General features: G+C 57.7%; 10 protein-coding genes and 1 pseudogene. 8 read left to right on the top strand and 3 right to left on the bottom strand.

Features of this window, described 5'->3' with window-relative positions; all coding sequences use genetic code 11:
* Nucleotides 1–7 precede the first annotated feature (7 nt).
* Together ACYU0X_RS11670 and ACYU0X_RS11665 are read left to right on the top strand one after the other, a co-directional pair.
* Nucleotides 8–1,228 (top strand): pyridoxal phosphate-dependent aminotransferase, encoded by a 1,221-nt coding sequence (locus tag ACYU0X_RS11670; RefSeq protein ID WP_309406331.1) that lies wholly within the window; start codon nucleotides 8–10, stop codon nucleotides 1,226–1,228.
* Between the two features lie 21 nt (nucleotides 1,229–1,249).
* Nucleotides 1,250–2,110 carry a PPK2 family polyphosphate kinase gene (locus ACYU0X_RS11665; protein WP_461900837.1) on the top strand — a complete coding sequence of 287 codons (861 nt, stop codon included), beginning with the start codon at nucleotides 1,250–1,252 and terminating at the stop codon, nucleotides 2,108–2,110.
* A gap of 5 nt (nucleotides 2,111–2,115) precedes the next feature.
* Here ACYU0X_RS11665 and ACYU0X_RS11660 read toward each other — a convergent pair whose 3' ends face one another.
* Both ACYU0X_RS11660 and xseA read right to left on the bottom strand, forming a co-directional pair.
* Complete coding sequence (locus ACYU0X_RS11660; RefSeq protein ID WP_461900836.1) at nucleotides 2,116–2,346, bottom strand: exodeoxyribonuclease VII small subunit; 231 nt, start codon at nucleotides 2,344–2,346, stop codon at nucleotides 2,116–2,118.
* Complete coding sequence (xseA, locus tag ACYU0X_RS11655; RefSeq protein WP_461900835.1) at nucleotides 2,346–3,608, bottom strand: exodeoxyribonuclease VII large subunit; 1,263 nt, start codon at nucleotides 3,606–3,608, stop codon at nucleotides 2,346–2,348. Before xseA ends, ACYU0X_RS11660 begins: the two co-directional genes overlap by 1 nt.
* Nucleotides 3,609–3,957: 349 nt before the next feature.
* Here xseA and ACYU0X_RS11650 point away from each other — a divergent pair, with 349 nt between their 5' ends.
* From ACYU0X_RS11650 to ACYU0X_RS11635, 4 genes are all read left to right on the top strand, one after another.
* On the top strand, nucleotides 3,958–5,136 hold the full coding sequence (locus tag ACYU0X_RS11650) for an SH3 domain-containing protein (RefSeq protein WP_461900833.1): 1,179 nt from the start codon (nucleotides 3,958–3,960) through the stop codon (nucleotides 5,134–5,136).
* Nucleotides 5,137–5,259: 123 nt separating this feature from the next.
* The gene (locus ACYU0X_RS11645; protein WP_461900831.1) at nucleotides 5,260–6,357 is read left to right on the top strand and encodes a 4-hydroxy-3-methylbut-2-enyl diphosphate reductase; all 1,098 of its coding nucleotides are present in this window, start codon (nucleotides 5,260–5,262) and stop codon (nucleotides 6,355–6,357) included.
* A gap of 51 nt (nucleotides 6,358–6,408) precedes the next feature.
* On the top strand, nucleotides 6,409–7,494 hold the full coding sequence (gene ychF / locus ACYU0X_RS11640; protein WP_418907050.1) for a redox-regulated ATPase YchF: 1,086 nt from the start codon (nucleotides 6,409–6,411) through the stop codon (nucleotides 7,492–7,494).
* Nucleotides 7,495–8,316: 822 nt separating this feature from the next.
* Entirely contained in the window at nucleotides 8,317–9,921 is a 1,605-nt protein-coding gene (locus ACYU0X_RS11635) for an AAA family ATPase (protein ID WP_461900829.1), read from the top strand.
* A 40-nt stretch (nucleotides 9,922–9,961) separates the two neighbouring features.
* Here ACYU0X_RS11635 and ACYU0X_RS11630 read toward each other — a convergent pair.
* Nucleotides 9,962–11,169: pseudogene (locus ACYU0X_RS11630) on the bottom strand (IS110 family transposase).
* A gap of 550 nt (nucleotides 11,170–11,719) precedes the next feature.
* On the opposite strand from ACYU0X_RS11630, the gene ACYU0X_RS11625 reads away from it, so the two are divergent.
* Nucleotides 11,720–13,546 carry an ATP-binding protein gene (locus tag ACYU0X_RS11625; protein WP_461900828.1) on the top strand — a complete coding sequence of 609 codons (1,827 nt, stop codon included), beginning with the start codon at nucleotides 11,720–11,722 and terminating at the stop codon, nucleotides 13,544–13,546.
* Nucleotides 13,547–14,726: 1,180 nt separating this feature from the next.
* Entirely contained in the window at nucleotides 14,727–15,395 is a 669-nt protein-coding gene (locus ACYU0X_RS11620) for an MOSC domain-containing protein (RefSeq protein WP_461900826.1), read from the top strand.

Genomic DNA, 15,395 nt, shown 5'->3' with positions numbered 1-15,395 from the left:
TATTCCCATGGCAGATATCTCGCAGTCCTCGAAGCTCCATAACGTCCTCTACGATATTCGCGGGCCACTGCTTGAACACGCCCAGCGCATGGAGTCCGAAGGACAGCGCATTCTGAAGCTGAACATCGGCAACCCCGCCCCCTTCGGGTTCGAGGCGCCGGACGCGATTCTGATCGACATGATCCGCAATCTGCCTAACGCCCAGGGCTACTCGGATTCGCGCGGAATTCTCTCGGCCCGCACCGCGGTGTCGCAGTACTACCAGACGCGCGGCATCCAGAGCATCGGGGTCGACGACGTCTACCTCGGCAATGGCGTCTCCGAGCTCATCACGTTGAGCCTGAACGCGCTGCTGAACAACGGCGACGAGGTGCTCATCCCTGCCCCCGACTACCCGCTGTGGACCGCCTCCGTGTCGCTGGCCGGCGGCACCCCGGTGCACTACGTGAACGTCGAGGAAGAAGGCTGGCTGCCGGATCTCGATGACATCAAGGCGAAGATCACCGACCGCACCAAGGGCATCGTCCTGATCAACCCGAATAACCCGACCGGTGCCGTGTACCCGAAAGAAACCATCGAGGGCATCCTCGAGGTGGCCCGCGTACACAATCTCGTCGTGTTTTCCGACGAGATCTACGAGAAGATCCTCTACGACGATGCGGTGCATATCAACACCGCCGCGCTGTCCGACGACGTGCTCACCCTGACCTTTTCCGGCCTATCCAAGGCCTACCGGGTCTGTGGATTCCGCGCCGGCTGGATGGCGATCTCCGGTCCGAAGCATCAGGCAGCGGACTACATCGAAGGCATCAACCTGCTGACCAACATGCGTTTGTGCGCCAATGTGCCCGCACAGCATGCGATCCAGACCGCATTGGGTGGCTACCAGTCGATCAACGACCTGATTCTGCCCGGAGGGCGGCTACTCGAACAGCGCGACGTTGCCTATCGGCTCCTGAGTGACATTCCCGGGATCAGCGTGCAGAAGGCCAAGGGTGCGCTCTACATGTTCCCGAAGCTGGATCCCGAGGTTTACCCGATCCACGACGACGAGAAGTTCGCCCTCGAGCTTCTCAAGGCGCAGAAAATTCTGATCACCCAGGGCACCGCCTTTAACTGGCCATCGCCCGATCACTTCCGCTTGGTGACCCTGCCGGACACCAAGGTACTGGCCGACGCCGTGGGCCGTATCGCAACCTTCCTCGAGGACTGGCGCAGCCACGCCTAAACACCTATTTAGGAGCCGAAGATGAACCAGCTATCCGACCTGTTGGTTGACCGGCTACGTGCCGGGGCGGACCTTCGGCTTGCCGAACGGGCCACCTCGGTGCCCACCTGGTGGCCGAAGGACGCCCCGGATTCGAAGAAGTCCGCCGCGGCTCGGCTGGAAGAAATCGGCGCCGAACTGGGGGAGTACCAAGAGCGGCTCTTTGCCGCGGCGCAGGGTGGTGCCGAGGATTCGGTGCTGTTGATCCTGCAGGGGATGGATACCTCGGGCAAGGGTGGCATCGTGCGCCACGTGGTGGGCTTTTTCGACCCGCAAGGGGTGGCTCACCATGCCTTCAAGGCTCCAACCGCTCAAGAGCGGGCGCACAACTTTTTATGGCGCGTGGAAAAGCAACTGCCGGGCCACGGCGTGGTCGGAGTCTTTGACCGCTCGCATTACGAGGACGTACTCATTCACCGCGTCCAGAAGCTCAGCAGCGATGAGGTCATCGAGTCGCGCTTCCCGCGGATTATTGACTTTGAACGACGGCTCGCGGGCGACGGCGTGCGTGTGGTGAAAGTGATGCTGCACATTAGCCGCGACGAACAATACCAGAGGCTATCCGAGCGCCTGGAACGTCCGGATAAGCACTGGAAGTACGCGCCCGATGACATCGTCGACCGGCTACTTTGGGACGAGTATCAGTCGGTCTATCAGGACGTGCTGTCCCGCACCGATCACGAGGCGGGTGGCTGGTATGTGGTCCCGGCCGATCACAAGTGGCTGGCTCGGCTGTGCGTCGCCGAGCTCCTGCTCCACACGCTCAAGGACATCGATCCGCAGTGGCCGGTGACCACCCTGGATATCGAAGCCGAAAAGCGTCGGCTTGAGGCCACCCGGTAGTTCGGCTACTGCTCCTGCTCTGCGGAGCGGCTACGTGCCTGCTCGAGACGTTCGGAGACACCACCGAGCCAGTTCTCGCAGTGCGCGGCCAGTGCTTCGCCGCGCTCCCAGAGCGCCAGCGAAGCCTCCAGCGGAGCCCCGCCGGTTTCTAGTTGGGTGACCACGGAGACCAGCTCTTCGCGGGCCTGTTCGTAGGAGAGTTTGGCGATATCTTCGGGGATTGCGCGTTCCGACATTAGTTTTTGCCTTCCGGTGTATTGCTGATGTTTTCGACGGTGACGGATAGTCGTCCGGCGGCGAGCAGGACGGCCAGTTCTTCACCCGCGGTGACTTCGCTGCTGGCGCGCACAATCTGTCCGTCACTGCGTTGGGTGACCGAGTAGCCGCGGTCCAGGGTTTGCTGCGGTGAAAGCGCCCGCATTTGCGCTCGTAGGTGCGAGATTTGATCGGTGGCCCGCTGCACCCGGTGCCGCATCAGGTCGGTGGAGCGTTCCCGCCAGCGTTGCAGCTCCTCGGCGCGGGTGATCACCATGGTTTGTGGGTTGGCGAGCACCGGGCGGGCCCGTAGCGCCGCAATATTCTGCCGTTCCCGCTCCAGGAGCAGGTTCACGGCACGATCCAACCGGTAACGGGCCTGCTCCAAAAGGGCGAATTCTTCCTGGAGATCTGGCACGATGCGTTTGGCCGCGTCGGTGGGGGTCGAGGCCCGCAGGTCTGCCACGTCGTCGAGGATGGGCCGGTCCGCCTCGTGTCCAATGGCCGAGACCACCGGGGTGGTGGCGGCGAAGACGGCCCGCACCAGATCCTCATTGGAGAAGGGTAGTAGGTCCTCGAGCGCCCCGCCGCCGCGGGCAATGACGATCACCTCGACCTCGGGGTCCGCATCAAGTTCCCGTAGGGCGGCACTGACCTGGGCCACGGCGTCGACACCCTGCACGGCGGTGTTCACCACCCGGAAGCGCACCGCGGGCCAGCGTAGCGTCGCGTTGCGAATCACGTCCTTTTCGGCGTCCGAATCCCGTCCGGTGATCAGCCCGATCACTGACGGTAGTACCGGCAGCGGCTTCTTATGCGCGGGGGAGAAGAGTCCTTCGGCGCCGAGCGACTGGCGTAGCCGTTCCAGCCGCACCAACAGTTCGCCCAGTCCCACCGGGCGAAGATCCGAGGCGTTGAGCGAGAGTCGCCCGGTTTTGGCGTAGAAGCTGGGTTTGACCTGGGCCACTACTCGGGAGCCCACCTCCGGTTTGGAGTCGAGGCGGCGCATGACCGAGGACCAGATGGTGACGGAGAAGGAACAATCGGCGTCGACGTCGCGCAGGGTCAGATAGGCGTGGCCGTTGCGCACATTGACCTCGAGTAACTGGCCCTCGATCCAGCTGGTGGGGGAGTTTTCGATGTGGACCTTGAGCTTTTCCGAGAGCAGGCGTAGCGGCCAAGGGTTGTCGGCGCTGGTTTCTGCGGCGGTCGCCGGAACGGTCTGCGGGGCTTCGTGTGGCATCTGTCCTCTCCTGCCGTGCCGTGGCGCGGTACGGGGGACCGTGCCATTGGCGCACAAGCGAGACTATCGCATGGGGCCGACGGTTCGCTGGATTACGGCTTGCCCGCCCTTGCCAGTGCGCCGAAAGCGTAGGTGGCGAATCGTGAACTTTGTGGCCCCAGCATCACCGGACGGTCACGTTTTAGTCCGCGCCGCGCCGGTAGTTTGCCGCTCGGTGACATGGTTGCCCGAGTATTTCCAACGATTGGGTAACGTACGGTTTTAGCCATTGCCCGGCCAGGATACCGAGCGCACACTAAGTGCAGTATGACGCCTGAGGGGAGGCGTCTGAGCAGGGGGCGTAGCAATTATGAAACGGTTCGTGGGGCGAAGTGCGTTCATTCGGACGCTGGGATCCGGTGCGCTCAGTGTGGGCTTAGCCATTTCCGGTGTTCCACCGGTGGCGGCGGCAAGCCCTGCGGTAGTGCCAGCGGCCGTGTCGGTCGCGGTGCCGGCCGCGGCCATCGACCTGCCGGCAAAGGTTCGCACCACGGCGAACTTGAACCTGCGTAGTGGTTCGTCCACCGCGTACCGCATCTTGATCAGCATCCCGAAAGGTACCGCTGTCCCGGTGTACGGGCGGGCCTCCAACGGCTGGTACAAGGTCTCCTACGGTGGATACACCGGTTGGGTGAGCGACTATTACACCGTCCCAGCCACCGTGCGCACGCTGGACAGCCTGAATCTGCGAAGCGGTGCGTCCACCAGTTACCGCATTCTGGTGACCATCCCCAAGGGAACGACGGTCTCAGCCTACGAGCGCGCCAGCAATGGATGGTACAAGGTGAGCTACGCCGGGCACACCGGCTGGGTGAGCCACAACTACGTGACCAGTTATCCCAAACCACCTTCGGCCCCGCGGTCGACCGGACCGAACCGTAGTTCACGGGTGGTGCTGACCTACGACGATTGCCCAAGCTCGCTGACCAGCTTCCAGAGCACGGTGAACTACGCCCGCGACCACAGTATCGGGTTGGTGCTCGCGCCCACCGGGGACTGCCTAGTATCTTTCAAATCCCGGTACTCGGTGAACCTGGCCAGCTACGCCCGGGCGCGCGGACAATGGGTGATCAACCATTCGATTAGTCACCCGGATCTGCGTCCGCTCAGTTGCCGCGAGGCGGCAGCGCAGCTCGGCGGTAGCGGTGTCCATACCAATTTCGGTCGCCCTCCGTACGGCGCCATCGACGGCAGCGTGCTGTGCGGTTACGACAGCAAGGGCATGGCCATTTGGACGTGGTCGCGGGACACCCGGGACTGGGAGGTGAAATCCAAGTCCATTACCGTGGCGCGGGCTTCGGCGGCACAGCCCGGTGACACGGTGCTCATGCATATGCAGTGGTATGGGTTCTCCGCCGATGCGTTGCGCCAAATCAAGGCGAACCTATCTGGTCGTGGGGTGAGCCTGTGCCGTGCCTATCGCGGTAGCGACGGTGCCGGGGCGGTGGTGACCTCCCCCGAGCTATTGCCCAGCACCCTGCCCTGTTGATCGGTCCCGGAGCACAGTCTTGAATGTCTTCGGCCCATGCGCGTCGAAGCTCACAAGGCTAATCTCGGTGGGATACGCCATATGAGCATGTGCTAACTTGCACGGGGTTCGTAGACTAGAAGTATGGCTACTTCCACATCCGTCCCGGTTTCGTTGCCGACCCCGCGCATTCCGCGCGTGCGTCGCACCCCCGCCGAAATTTTGGCTGCTTCCCCGCAGGTGACCGAGCGCAAGGTGCTGCTCGCTGCGCCGCGTGGTTACTGCGCCGGCGTGGACCGGGCCGTGGTGGCCGTGGAGAAGGCCCTGGAGCACTACGGCCCGCCGGTATATGTGCGCAAGCAGATCGTGCACAACTTGCATGTGGTCTCCGAGTTGGAGTCGCGCGGCGCGATCTTCGTGGAGGAAACCGACGAGGTACCGGAGGGCGCCCTGGTGGTGTTCTCCGCGCACGGTGTCTCCCCGGCCGTCGTCAACAGCGCCGAGGAACGCGGCCTGCGGACTATCGATGCCACCTGCCCACTGGTCACCAAGGTGCACCGTGAGGCCGTGCGCTTCGCGAAGAACGACTATGAAATACTGCTTATCGGCCACGAGGGCCATGAGGAGGTCGAGGGCACCTACGGTGAGGCTCCGGAGCACACCACCGTGGTGAACAACCCGGAAGAGGCCGACACCGTTGAGGTGAAGAACCCGGACAAGCTGATCTGGCTCTCGCAGACCACGTTGAGCGTGGACGAAACCATGGAGACGGTGCGCCGCCTGCGTGAGCGCTTCCCGCACCTGCAGGACCCGCCCAGCGACGACATCTGCTACGCCACCACCAACCGTCAGGCCGCGATCAAGCAGATCGCCCCGCAGGCCGACCTGGTCATCGTCGTCGGTTCGGCGAACTCCTCCAACTCGGTGCGCCTGGTTGAGGTCTCCTTGGATCATGGCGCGAAGGCCGCCTACCGGGTGGACTTCGCCAATGAGGTCGACGAGAGCTGGTTCGAGGGCGTGTCCACCGTTGGCGTGACCTCCGGTGCCTCGGTGCCCGAGGTGCTGGTGCGCGAGGTGATCGACCTGCTGGCCGAGTACGGCTTCACGGATGTCGCCGAGGTAACCACCGCCGAAGAAGACATCATTTTCTCGCTGCCCAAGGAAATCCGCGGGAAGCTGAAGGAAAACGGGGACGACGCCCGTGCGCTCGGTGGCCGCGGCGCCAGCCCCGCCTCCCGCTAAGCAACACGCTGTACCACTAGACCCTGCGAAATAAAGGTAGAATTCTTTCCCGTGGCTTTAACTATCGGAATCGTCGGGCTGCCCAATGTCGGCAAGTCCACCATGTTCAACGCGCTGACCCGTGCCCAGGTGCTGGCGGCCAATTACCCCTTCGCAACCATCGAACCCAACGTGGGTGTCGTGCCGTTGCCCGACGAGCGGTTGAAGGTGCTGGCCGGGATCTTCGGCTCCGAGCGCATCCTGCCCGCCACCGTGTCCTTCGTGGATATCGCCGGCATCGTCAAGGGCGCCTCCGAGGGTGAAGGACTGGGCAACAAGTTCCTGGCGAACATCCGCGAGGCCGACGCAATCTGCCAGGTCACCCGCGCCTTCGTGAACGACGACGTAATCCACGTCAACGGCAAGGTCGACCCGGAATCCGATATTGAAACCATCGCGACCGAGCTGATCCTCGCTGATCTGCAGACCATCGAGAACCAGCTACCGCGCCTCGAGAAGGAACTGCGCAGCAAGAAGATCGAGAAGTCCTTCCTCGACACCGTCAAGGCCGCCCAGGCCGTGCTGGAAGAGGGCAAGACCCTGTACGCCGCCGGTGCCGCGGCGGGCGTGGATCTGGCCGAGCTGGCCCCCATGCAGCTGATGACCACCAAGCCGTTCATCTATGTGTTCAACACCGACGAGGCCGGGCTGGCCGACGAAGAGATGAAGAGCAAACTGGCGCAGATGGTCGCCCCGGCCGAGGCGATCTTCCTCGACGCACAGTTCGAGGCCGAGCTGGCCGAACTGGAAGAGGACGAGGCCGCGGAGATGCTGGCCGACGCCGGTATCGAAGAGTCGGGCCTAGATAAGCTGGCCCGCGTCGGCTTCGACACCCTAGGTTTGCAGACCTACCTGACCGCCGGCCCGAAGGAAACTCGCGCCTGGACCATCCGCAAGGGTGCCACCGCACCGGAGGCCGCCGGCGTGATCCACACCGACTTCCAGCGCGGCTTCATCAAGGCCGAAGTCGTGGCCTTCGACGATCTGGTGGAGGCCGGTTCGGTCGCCAACGCCAAGGCTGCGGGTAAGGCCCGCATCGAAGGCAAGGACTACATCATGCGCGACGGCGACGTGACGGAGTTCCGCTTCAACGTCTAATTGGCTTCTGAAGACTTGGTGAGCGGAAGCAACGATGGTCCGCTCATCAGGGACAATTGGCATGTTTGGGGTCTATGATGACACTCATTGTGATCTACATCTAGCCAATTCGTCATGCAGCTAATAAATGTAAAAGTGTGGAGATTGTACTCGCTGTGTGGACTTGGTGCGAGAATTCAAATGATGGAGGTTCGACCCAGATCAGCCCGCGCTAAGGTTGAATTAGTTTTCTCTACTTTTCGTCCGTGAAAAGAAGGCGACGTGACTATACTCTGCGGTGATCTCTGCTAGATATGGTACCGAGGCGTCGAGAGGATAGGGACACGTAGTTACTCCTGTAACAAAGGCGTTTGGGCCCGACGGATGCACCCAGTCATCAACGTGATCGTCTGGATCCTTCATATTGAATTCCTAATCCGTGAGACTATTTGTGGCCTACCAGACTGGTGAGAATCTTGAGGGAGCGCCATGGCGGAACCCGGTGGAAAATAGAGTCCTATCTAGTTTTACCACTAGAGATGCCCTTACTTCTTCCCAGAATCCGGGGCATTCCTGTCGTCGTGCGCGCATAGGCGGGAGTTCTTCAGGTTATTCCGCTATCAATATCGTTAACATTCTAGGTAGCGCTCTAATTATTGTGAGAGAAGCACGTTTAATCTGACTGCTGCCGACTTGTTAAGCAGGACTTACATTCGCATCGGCAACTAGGACTCTAAAGAACCTGCGCTGATGGCGTGGATCAATGTACGGATGTTTAGATCTACATAGTTGGTACGGATCTACCAGGCTTCCATTTGAGCTTTCTCATGTCAGAATTATGGAATGGATCAATGCGTCGAATGGTACATCCCATCGGTTGAGGATCAGCCAGCCCTTGAGCTCCGGATGAACGCGGGGGACGTAGTCCTGTTCGTCGGTTCAAACGGCTCCGGGAAATCAGCACTGAGCTACTGGCTTGCGAACCGAAGTTGCTCCCGTCCAATCCGAAGGATATTCGCCCAGCGTCAAGTGTGGCTCCCCTCTGCATCGCCTGAGATAACTTTCAGTCAGCGAGAGACCTATTCACGAAATTTTAGTGTCACTGACGCACAACCGCAGTCACGAGTTAAGGATCCTCAAGGTGGCCAGCGTTCTGCAACCTTGCTGTTCGACTTGCTTGCAAAAGTAAATCAACGGAATGCACGCCTCGCCGAGTGCGTGGACGAAGGAGCCGGAGTAGAAGGTCTGAGTCAAATAGGGCCTTCTCTCCTGACTATCATAAATGACCTGATGAAGTCGGCAGGATTCCGACAGCAGTTTCGGGTAGGCGAGAACAATGCTTTTGTAGCTCGCTTGGAAGGAGAGACATACCCTATTTCGGACATGTCGGATGGGGAGAAGTCTGCTTTTCTCCTCGCTTCCGAAGTTCTTTTAGCAGATGAGGGTTCCGTTTTGGTAATCGATGAACCCGAACGCCACCTGCATCGCTCGATTTCGGCGCGCTTTATCACCGCGTTGACTGAGGTACGCAACGACTGCATCTTTGTATTGTTTACCCACGACGTTGATCTCATGGCGCTTGGTCTCAAAACTATTTTAGTGCGTTCGGTTAATTGGCAAGCTGGTCAGGCATCTGGCTGGCATCTAGAAGAACTCGAATCTGTCGGGGATCGTAAAGAGCAAGTGCGGCTCGCTCTCCTTGGAAGCCGGGGGAGAATTCTAGTGACGGAAGGCGAACTGGCTAGTCTCGATAAATCCCTCTATCAGATTGTGTTCCCAGAATGGACAGTTCATTCTGTCGGTGGGAATGAACAAGTGATCCGAACAGTTTCTGGACTCAGGGAGGCTAGCCCTCATCATTGGGTAGACGCTACGGGCGTAATCGATGGAGACTGTCGCTCGGCAGAGGAGCGGGAAAAGCTGCGAGGCAAAGGAATCCTAGTATTGCCCGTCAACGAAGTGGAGAATCTCTACTACCTTCCTTTCATCGTCGAATATCACGCGCGTAAACAGGCCGATGCGTTAGGTGGTGACTTTCAAGAACGATTAAGTACCGCACAATCGAACGCCTTAAGGTCCCTGGAAAGGCCCGATGTAAAAGAGAATCTTGCCGCCGTTAATGCCGTCAAGATCGTTCGGCACGAGGCTCTCAGATATCTTCCCTCGAGCAAGGAAGAGCTCCGTAGTAAGGAGATTACGTGGACCATTAGCTCGCCACTAAAGGAAGAGTTTAATGCGCTGTGCAAGGCCCTGAGCGAAGAGGACCACGAAGCGATCCTTGTACGATTCTCGATCAGAGAATCCGGCTATGGATCGAACATTGCTAATGGCTTGGGTTACCGTAATGAACGCGACTATCAGGCCGCGGTTCGGGCTAGTCTGAAGCGAGATTCCGAGTTTCTTCAGGAGTTTCGTAAAATAATTGGGTCTTTGACGGACTCAGTCTGAAATCGAACGGTCGGGAGCCCATATGTGCCATGGATGCTCCCTATGTTGAAAGCCAAGCAATTTTCAGGTCCGGAACGTCATAGAGTGGCCCATCGCGGATCATCGCGAACAGGAATGCGAGCCCGAGGTGAGCCAACGCAATCAGCGCCCTGCCGTGGGGTTCTCTGGGGCCGTTTCCGGTCAAAGTAATTCAGGCTAGTTGGATCAAGATGAATGGATGTGAAGGCTGACAGGAACAAAGCTCGTTGCAATAGTATGTTTCCTGAATCATTGAAGCGTTCCGACTTGATTGACGTGCCTGCCTAACCTGCGGATGCTGCCAGTCCAGCGTAGGAGGCTAGTGCAGCTGCCTTGGTGAAAGTCTTCCCGGGGGTCTCGGCGAGGATAATCACAGCTCCTTTGACATACGACCCCTGACTGGGAAATCAGTGCCGGGTAAATCGGGCGGGCCTCCACGTTAGCTTCGAAGTGTTCAGTCATGGCGGCTCATTGAGAACGCAACGACCTCAGTTAGCCGACGAGCTTCGGAATGACCGGATCTGTGGCGTGCGTGCGGTGGAGCGTGATGGCCTGTTCTTACAAAGTTGTCAAGAGGGCTACCGCTCATGTCATGTGCATGCGGGCTTTGTGCTTCCTGATTTTTGCGTCGATCCGCGCTTTCTAGACATGCGCCAGTGCTGCGGGAGTGGTCCAAGTTGCGGGGACGTCTAGCACCGCATCATGCACCAGCTTGAGACCAAGAATCCGTTCTAGTGGCGATGGATTTGGGTAAATAGGCCGCGCATCATGTTGCTGGTCTTGGTTATCTGCAGTGCTAGGTCTAGGTCGAATCCACCGAGCATGTCCAAGGTGTGCTTCATCAACTTCGAATACGTGGATGCTACCCAGAGTATACGGCATGGTGCAGGCTGCGTCAGCGATGATGAACGCGTCTTTTTCTTCGGTTTTCGCGGTCCTCGGAGACATGTCTGCAATACGTCGCATCGAAAACTCCGACAGGTAGGCGACGGGAACGCCGTGCTTTTGGGTCAGGGAGAGGGCTAGCGTGCCGATTGTGGCGGGCTGGTCCACAGCGACGAAATCGGTGCCATTTGCACTGATATTTTCATAGACAGTGGCGAGTTTGGTTTCGTCGTTAGGCGGGATCTTGTTTCAATTTTTGATTCCGTATTTGGCAACGGCGTAGGCCCAATAATCGGTCTTACCGATATCCAGCCCGAGGACAATGATAACGTCGGTGAAGATCAAGACTGGTGCTCAGTTGAACCAGGGAATTTTCTGGGTCGGCCAACCGGCGGTACCGAAGTCTTACATCCACATTGTGGCAGGCATCTGTAATTGGCACCGAGCCCCTATTCAGCGCGCCCACTGCTATCCCATTCTCGGTGGGAACATCGCCGGGACAATTGGATTGGCAGGGGCAATGTGCCTTGCTGAGATTGACCGACCCAATGGTCGTATGTTCCTAGAGGTTATGGGGCTGTCCGCGAGATATTGTGCTGTCTGACTCCACCTCTTACTTGCAGCCTGCATTCGTAAGTGCGACGCTGCGCTCAGGCGGCAGTAGGTTACTCGGTCACCGGCAATGGAAACTCATTGGTGCTGCATCAAAATTCGTATTTTCAAACAAGTTATGCGGCTGATTTGTCGGTCTCAGCTGGCATAATAGATCCAACTGGGAGGTCTTGCCTAGTGATCCCTGATTGAAGCGCCGATTGCAGTGGCGCGTGCGTAACTCCAATAAGTACTGATGATATTTGGATAGAAATCCGATCCCACTTTGAAAGGCCGTGCCCCAATGAAGCTCGTAGCTGTCGCGCTCAAGAATTTCCGCGGTTATCAGCAGGAACAATGGGTCAGTTTCAGCGACCTCACCACTGTCGTGGGTCGCAATGATGTCGGAAAGTCAACAATTTTGGAGGCGCTCGACATCTTCTTCGGTGGCAACGTTGTGAAGCCGGACGTGACAGACAAGAATGTGTCTACCTCCGACAACTACTTCCAAATCACTTGTAAGTTCTCCGACCTGCCGTCCGAGTTGGTCCTTGACGCTCAGGCCACCACAAGCCTCTCAAGAGAATACTTGTTAGATGCAGACGGCTACTTGCAGCTTCAGAAGCGATGGATCTGCTCAGCAGCAAAGCCGAAGGAGGAGATCCATGCCGTTTGCCAGCATCCGTCTAACAAGGGGCTGGACAACCTAGTTACCCTAGGGAATGCAACACTCAAGAAGCTAGCTAAGGACCGTTTGATCGATGCTGAATATCTTGCCGTAAACAAGACGTCCAATCCTCATCTGCGAGCCGCGTTGTGGGAGAGTGAAGACCTGACGCTTGAGGAATCGGTCGTTCCGCTCGGAAAAGAAGATGGCGGAAAGATTTGGTCAAAGCTTGCATTGCACCTTCCTTACTTCGCGCTATTCCAGTCAGACCGCAAAAGCACCGATGCTGATGATGAGGTGCAAGAGCCCATGAAAATGGCTGTTGCTGCCGCTCTTGCTGAGGAGTCAGTTCAGAAACTTCTCGATGATGTCGTAGAAGCAGTTCGGGTCAAGGCGACTGATCTGGCAACTAGGACTCATGAGGCACTCTCCGAGATTGATCCGGCCATCGCCGATGGACTGATCCCGGAGTTCAAGAACGATCCACGCTGGAGCGGCCTATTTTCGGTGGTGTTGCAAGGCGCCAACGGGGTTGCCATCAATAAGCGCGGTTCCGGCGTTCGACGACTGATCCTAGTGAGCTTCTTTAAAGCCGAAGCCAAGCGGATGATCGAATCGAGTGAGAAGTCATCAGTAGTTTACGCGCTCGAAGAACCCGAGACATCACAACACCCACGCAATCAGCGTATATTACTTGATTCGTTCCGCACTATGTCTGAAGTCTCAGGGACGCAAGTCGTTCTGACTTCGCATAGTCCTGGGTTCGTCTCGGAACTACCTGCAGAGTCGTTGAGATATGTACGAAAGGACCCATCATCCGGACTTCCGTCTGTCGCGGAAAGTGATGATGACCTTTGGACCGAGCTTGCTGACGAGCTTGGAGTGCAACCCGACAACCGCGTCAAAGTGCTGATCTGTGTCGAGGGCCCTCACGATGTAACGTCGCTTCAACGACTTTCGCGAAATTTGAATCGCGAGAGGCCGGACCTCTATCCCGACCTCACATCGGATCGCAGGTTTGCATTCGTGCCGCAGGGCGGAGGAACGCTTGGACAGTGGGTGAGCAATCGGTACTTGAAGGACCTGAATAGGAAGGAATTTCACCTGTACGACAATGACGTGGAAACTTACAAAGAGACCGCCAAACAGGTGAATGAACGAGGTGACGGATCGCTGGCCCTCACCACATCAAGGCTAATGATGGAGAACTATCTACATCCGGATGCCATATTTGACGCATTGAAAGTTCGTGTCAACGTCTCGGCAGATTGTAATGTTCCGGATCTCGTCGTCGAGGCCACGAGAAGCACACCAGGTGTGCGGCCGATAAAGAAAGGAATCGTCAAGTCACGTCTCGCAGATGAGGCGTTCGGGTTTATGACGCTGGGACGGTTGGCAGAGTCGGATCCTAAAGGCGAGGTAATGGGTTGGTTTAAGAAGTTGGTCGAAATGGCTAGATATTAAGTCGTCCATTCTTCAAAATCTCAAGCGTAGGCGGACAATGATTCACCGTATAACTAATCTGTGGTCAGGGATTCAACTTCGTCCAAGGCCAACTTCACATCAAAGCGGTTAAGACTGCGGTTTTCTTAGTATCGAAGAGAAATAATTTGATAGGAGCTTCGAGTTCACAGGGTCTCAAATGCAGGTTACCACTAGCAGTCATAATGTTGGCTAGTTAACTACAGTGCGATTTTTGTCCGGTGGTTCTACCAATCAATCTCGATTGCTAACTTTGTTGCGCTACTTCACCGGGAACACACGCTCGTCGTGGTCGTGATACAAGAGCGTGTTTGTTCGGTTTAGCCCAGAATCAGTGAGTCCATTACACCCAGCCATAATTTCTCTCCAGAATCCTCTGATAGCCGCGCCCAGACATGCTCTACGGTTGCTCTGTGCCCGAACGCCGTGGAGTTCCGGTTCAGTTGGTCGGCCACGTACCGATTCATTCGGTTCGGTGCTGTAATCTCTGGATTGCGGCATTTTGCTATTCGCCAGTCCCTCAGCGGCAGATGAGAGCGAAACTCTGGCATTTGCATGCTTGAAATCCGTATCGAATCTCGTCTTTGGTCAGTTCAGCAAGTGCGTTCGGTGTCGGCGATGTATAGGATTCTTCGCCGCGATGTGAATGTCTGCAAAAATATGGACAGGGCGAAACGGAGTTCCGCAGAGACCTGATGAACTACTTCTGTGCAATTTCCATAAAGTTGCCCCGACTCACGTGGAACATCGATATGTACTTTACAGACCTGCGGCGACATGCGACTTACCTGCCGAGGTAGAAATGACAAAGGTTTGGAGTTCCATTGAGGCACGCCGTAGGCAATTGAGAACCAACAAACTTGGGGTAGATGTCGCCTTGGGTCCCTATGTAAGTCTAGCGATGGTGTCCCCGAGTATTGACGCCGTTGCGCTTTGCGTGACTTGAAGTTGCCGTTGGTAGTGTGGCGTTTGCTCCGGAATAAAGGGCGATAGGTAGCGGCCTCCAGATGGCTGTATTAAGGGTCGAGAGCCGCGCACTTTTCCATGCTGCTTGCCATTGTCAGCAGTGGAAACGAAAGCTTGCCGACAAGATTACATTGCAAATAACGTAGCGTCGTAGTATCCAGCATCTACGTCGGGGCCAAGTACGGAAGGAACCATTATGGGTCATGTTGTGCCGGTGAATATCGGCACGAGTCAGCCAAATGCCGCAAAGGATACTCCGACCGGCATCCACAAGCGGCCGGTGGACCAAATTGAATTGCGACCGCCAGGTCCGAAGCACGGTGGACTTGGTAGCGGCGTCGTGGGGGACTTCATCGGCGATCGGCAGCATCACGGTGGTGACAACCAGGCCGTGTACGCGGTCGCGCGTGAAGAACTTGACTGGTGGGGTAGTGAGCTCGGCCGACAGCTGGATGACGGCATGTTCGGCGAGAACCTCACCACCGTAGGCCTCGATACCGATCATGCGCTGATCGGCGAACGCTGGCAGGTGGGCGAGCAGGTAGTGCTCCGGGTCGAAGGGCCGCGAATTCCATGCGGTACCTTCCGTATGCATATGGGCGAAGCCGGCTGGCTCAAGCGGTTCGTCGCACACGGCCTGTCGGGCGCTTATCTGTCAATCGAGCGGCCCGGGGTAGTCAAGGCTGGCGACGCGATTACCGTCCTGTCCCGTCCCGACCATGGGATCGATGTGCCTACGGTATTCCGGGCGTTCTATGACGACCTCGAGGCGATGCGTGCAGTCGTCGAATCAGGAGTGTTATCTGACCCGGAGGAAACTGCCGCGCTGGCGGCGCGACTCGAAAGCCTAGGCCGTACCCGCTGA

The organism is Glutamicibacter sp. X7, from assembly GCF_054889245.1.
The sequence above is the reverse complement of the archived record's forward strand: the minus strand, read 5'-3'. Positions and strand labels throughout refer to the sequence as shown.

Excerpts from the sequence above, each read along its gene's own strand:
- ACYU0X_RS11670 (WP_309406331.1), top strand. The coding sequence starts at position 8 with ATGGCAGATATCTCGCAGTCCTCGAAGCTCCATAACGTCCTCTACGAT.
- ACYU0X_RS11665 (WP_461900837.1), top strand. The coding sequence starts at position 1,250 with ATGAACCAGCTATCCGACCTGTTGGTTGACCGGCTACGTGCCGGGGCG.
- ACYU0X_RS11660 (WP_461900836.1), bottom strand. The coding sequence starts at position 2,346 with ATGTCGGAACGCGCAATCCCCGAAGATATCGCCAAACTCTCCTACGAA.
- xseA (WP_461900835.1), bottom strand. The coding sequence starts at position 3,608 with ATGCCACACGAAGCCCCGCAGACCGTTCCGGCGACCGCCGCAGAAACC.
- ACYU0X_RS11650 (WP_461900833.1), top strand. The coding sequence starts at position 3,958 with ATGAAACGGTTCGTGGGGCGAAGTGCGTTCATTCGGACGCTGGGATCC.
- ACYU0X_RS11645 (WP_461900831.1), top strand. The coding sequence starts at position 5,260 with ATGGCTACTTCCACATCCGTCCCGGTTTCGTTGCCGACCCCGCGCATT.
- ACYU0X_RS11635 (WP_461900829.1), top strand. The coding sequence starts at position 8,317 with ATGGATCAATGCGTCGAATGGTACATCCCATCGGTTGAGGATCAGCCA.
- ACYU0X_RS11625 (WP_461900828.1), top strand. The coding sequence starts at position 11,720 with ATGAAGCTCGTAGCTGTCGCGCTCAAGAATTTCCGCGGTTATCAGCAG.
- ACYU0X_RS11620 (WP_461900826.1), top strand. The coding sequence starts at position 14,727 with ATGGGTCATGTTGTGCCGGTGAATATCGGCACGAGTCAGCCAAATGCC.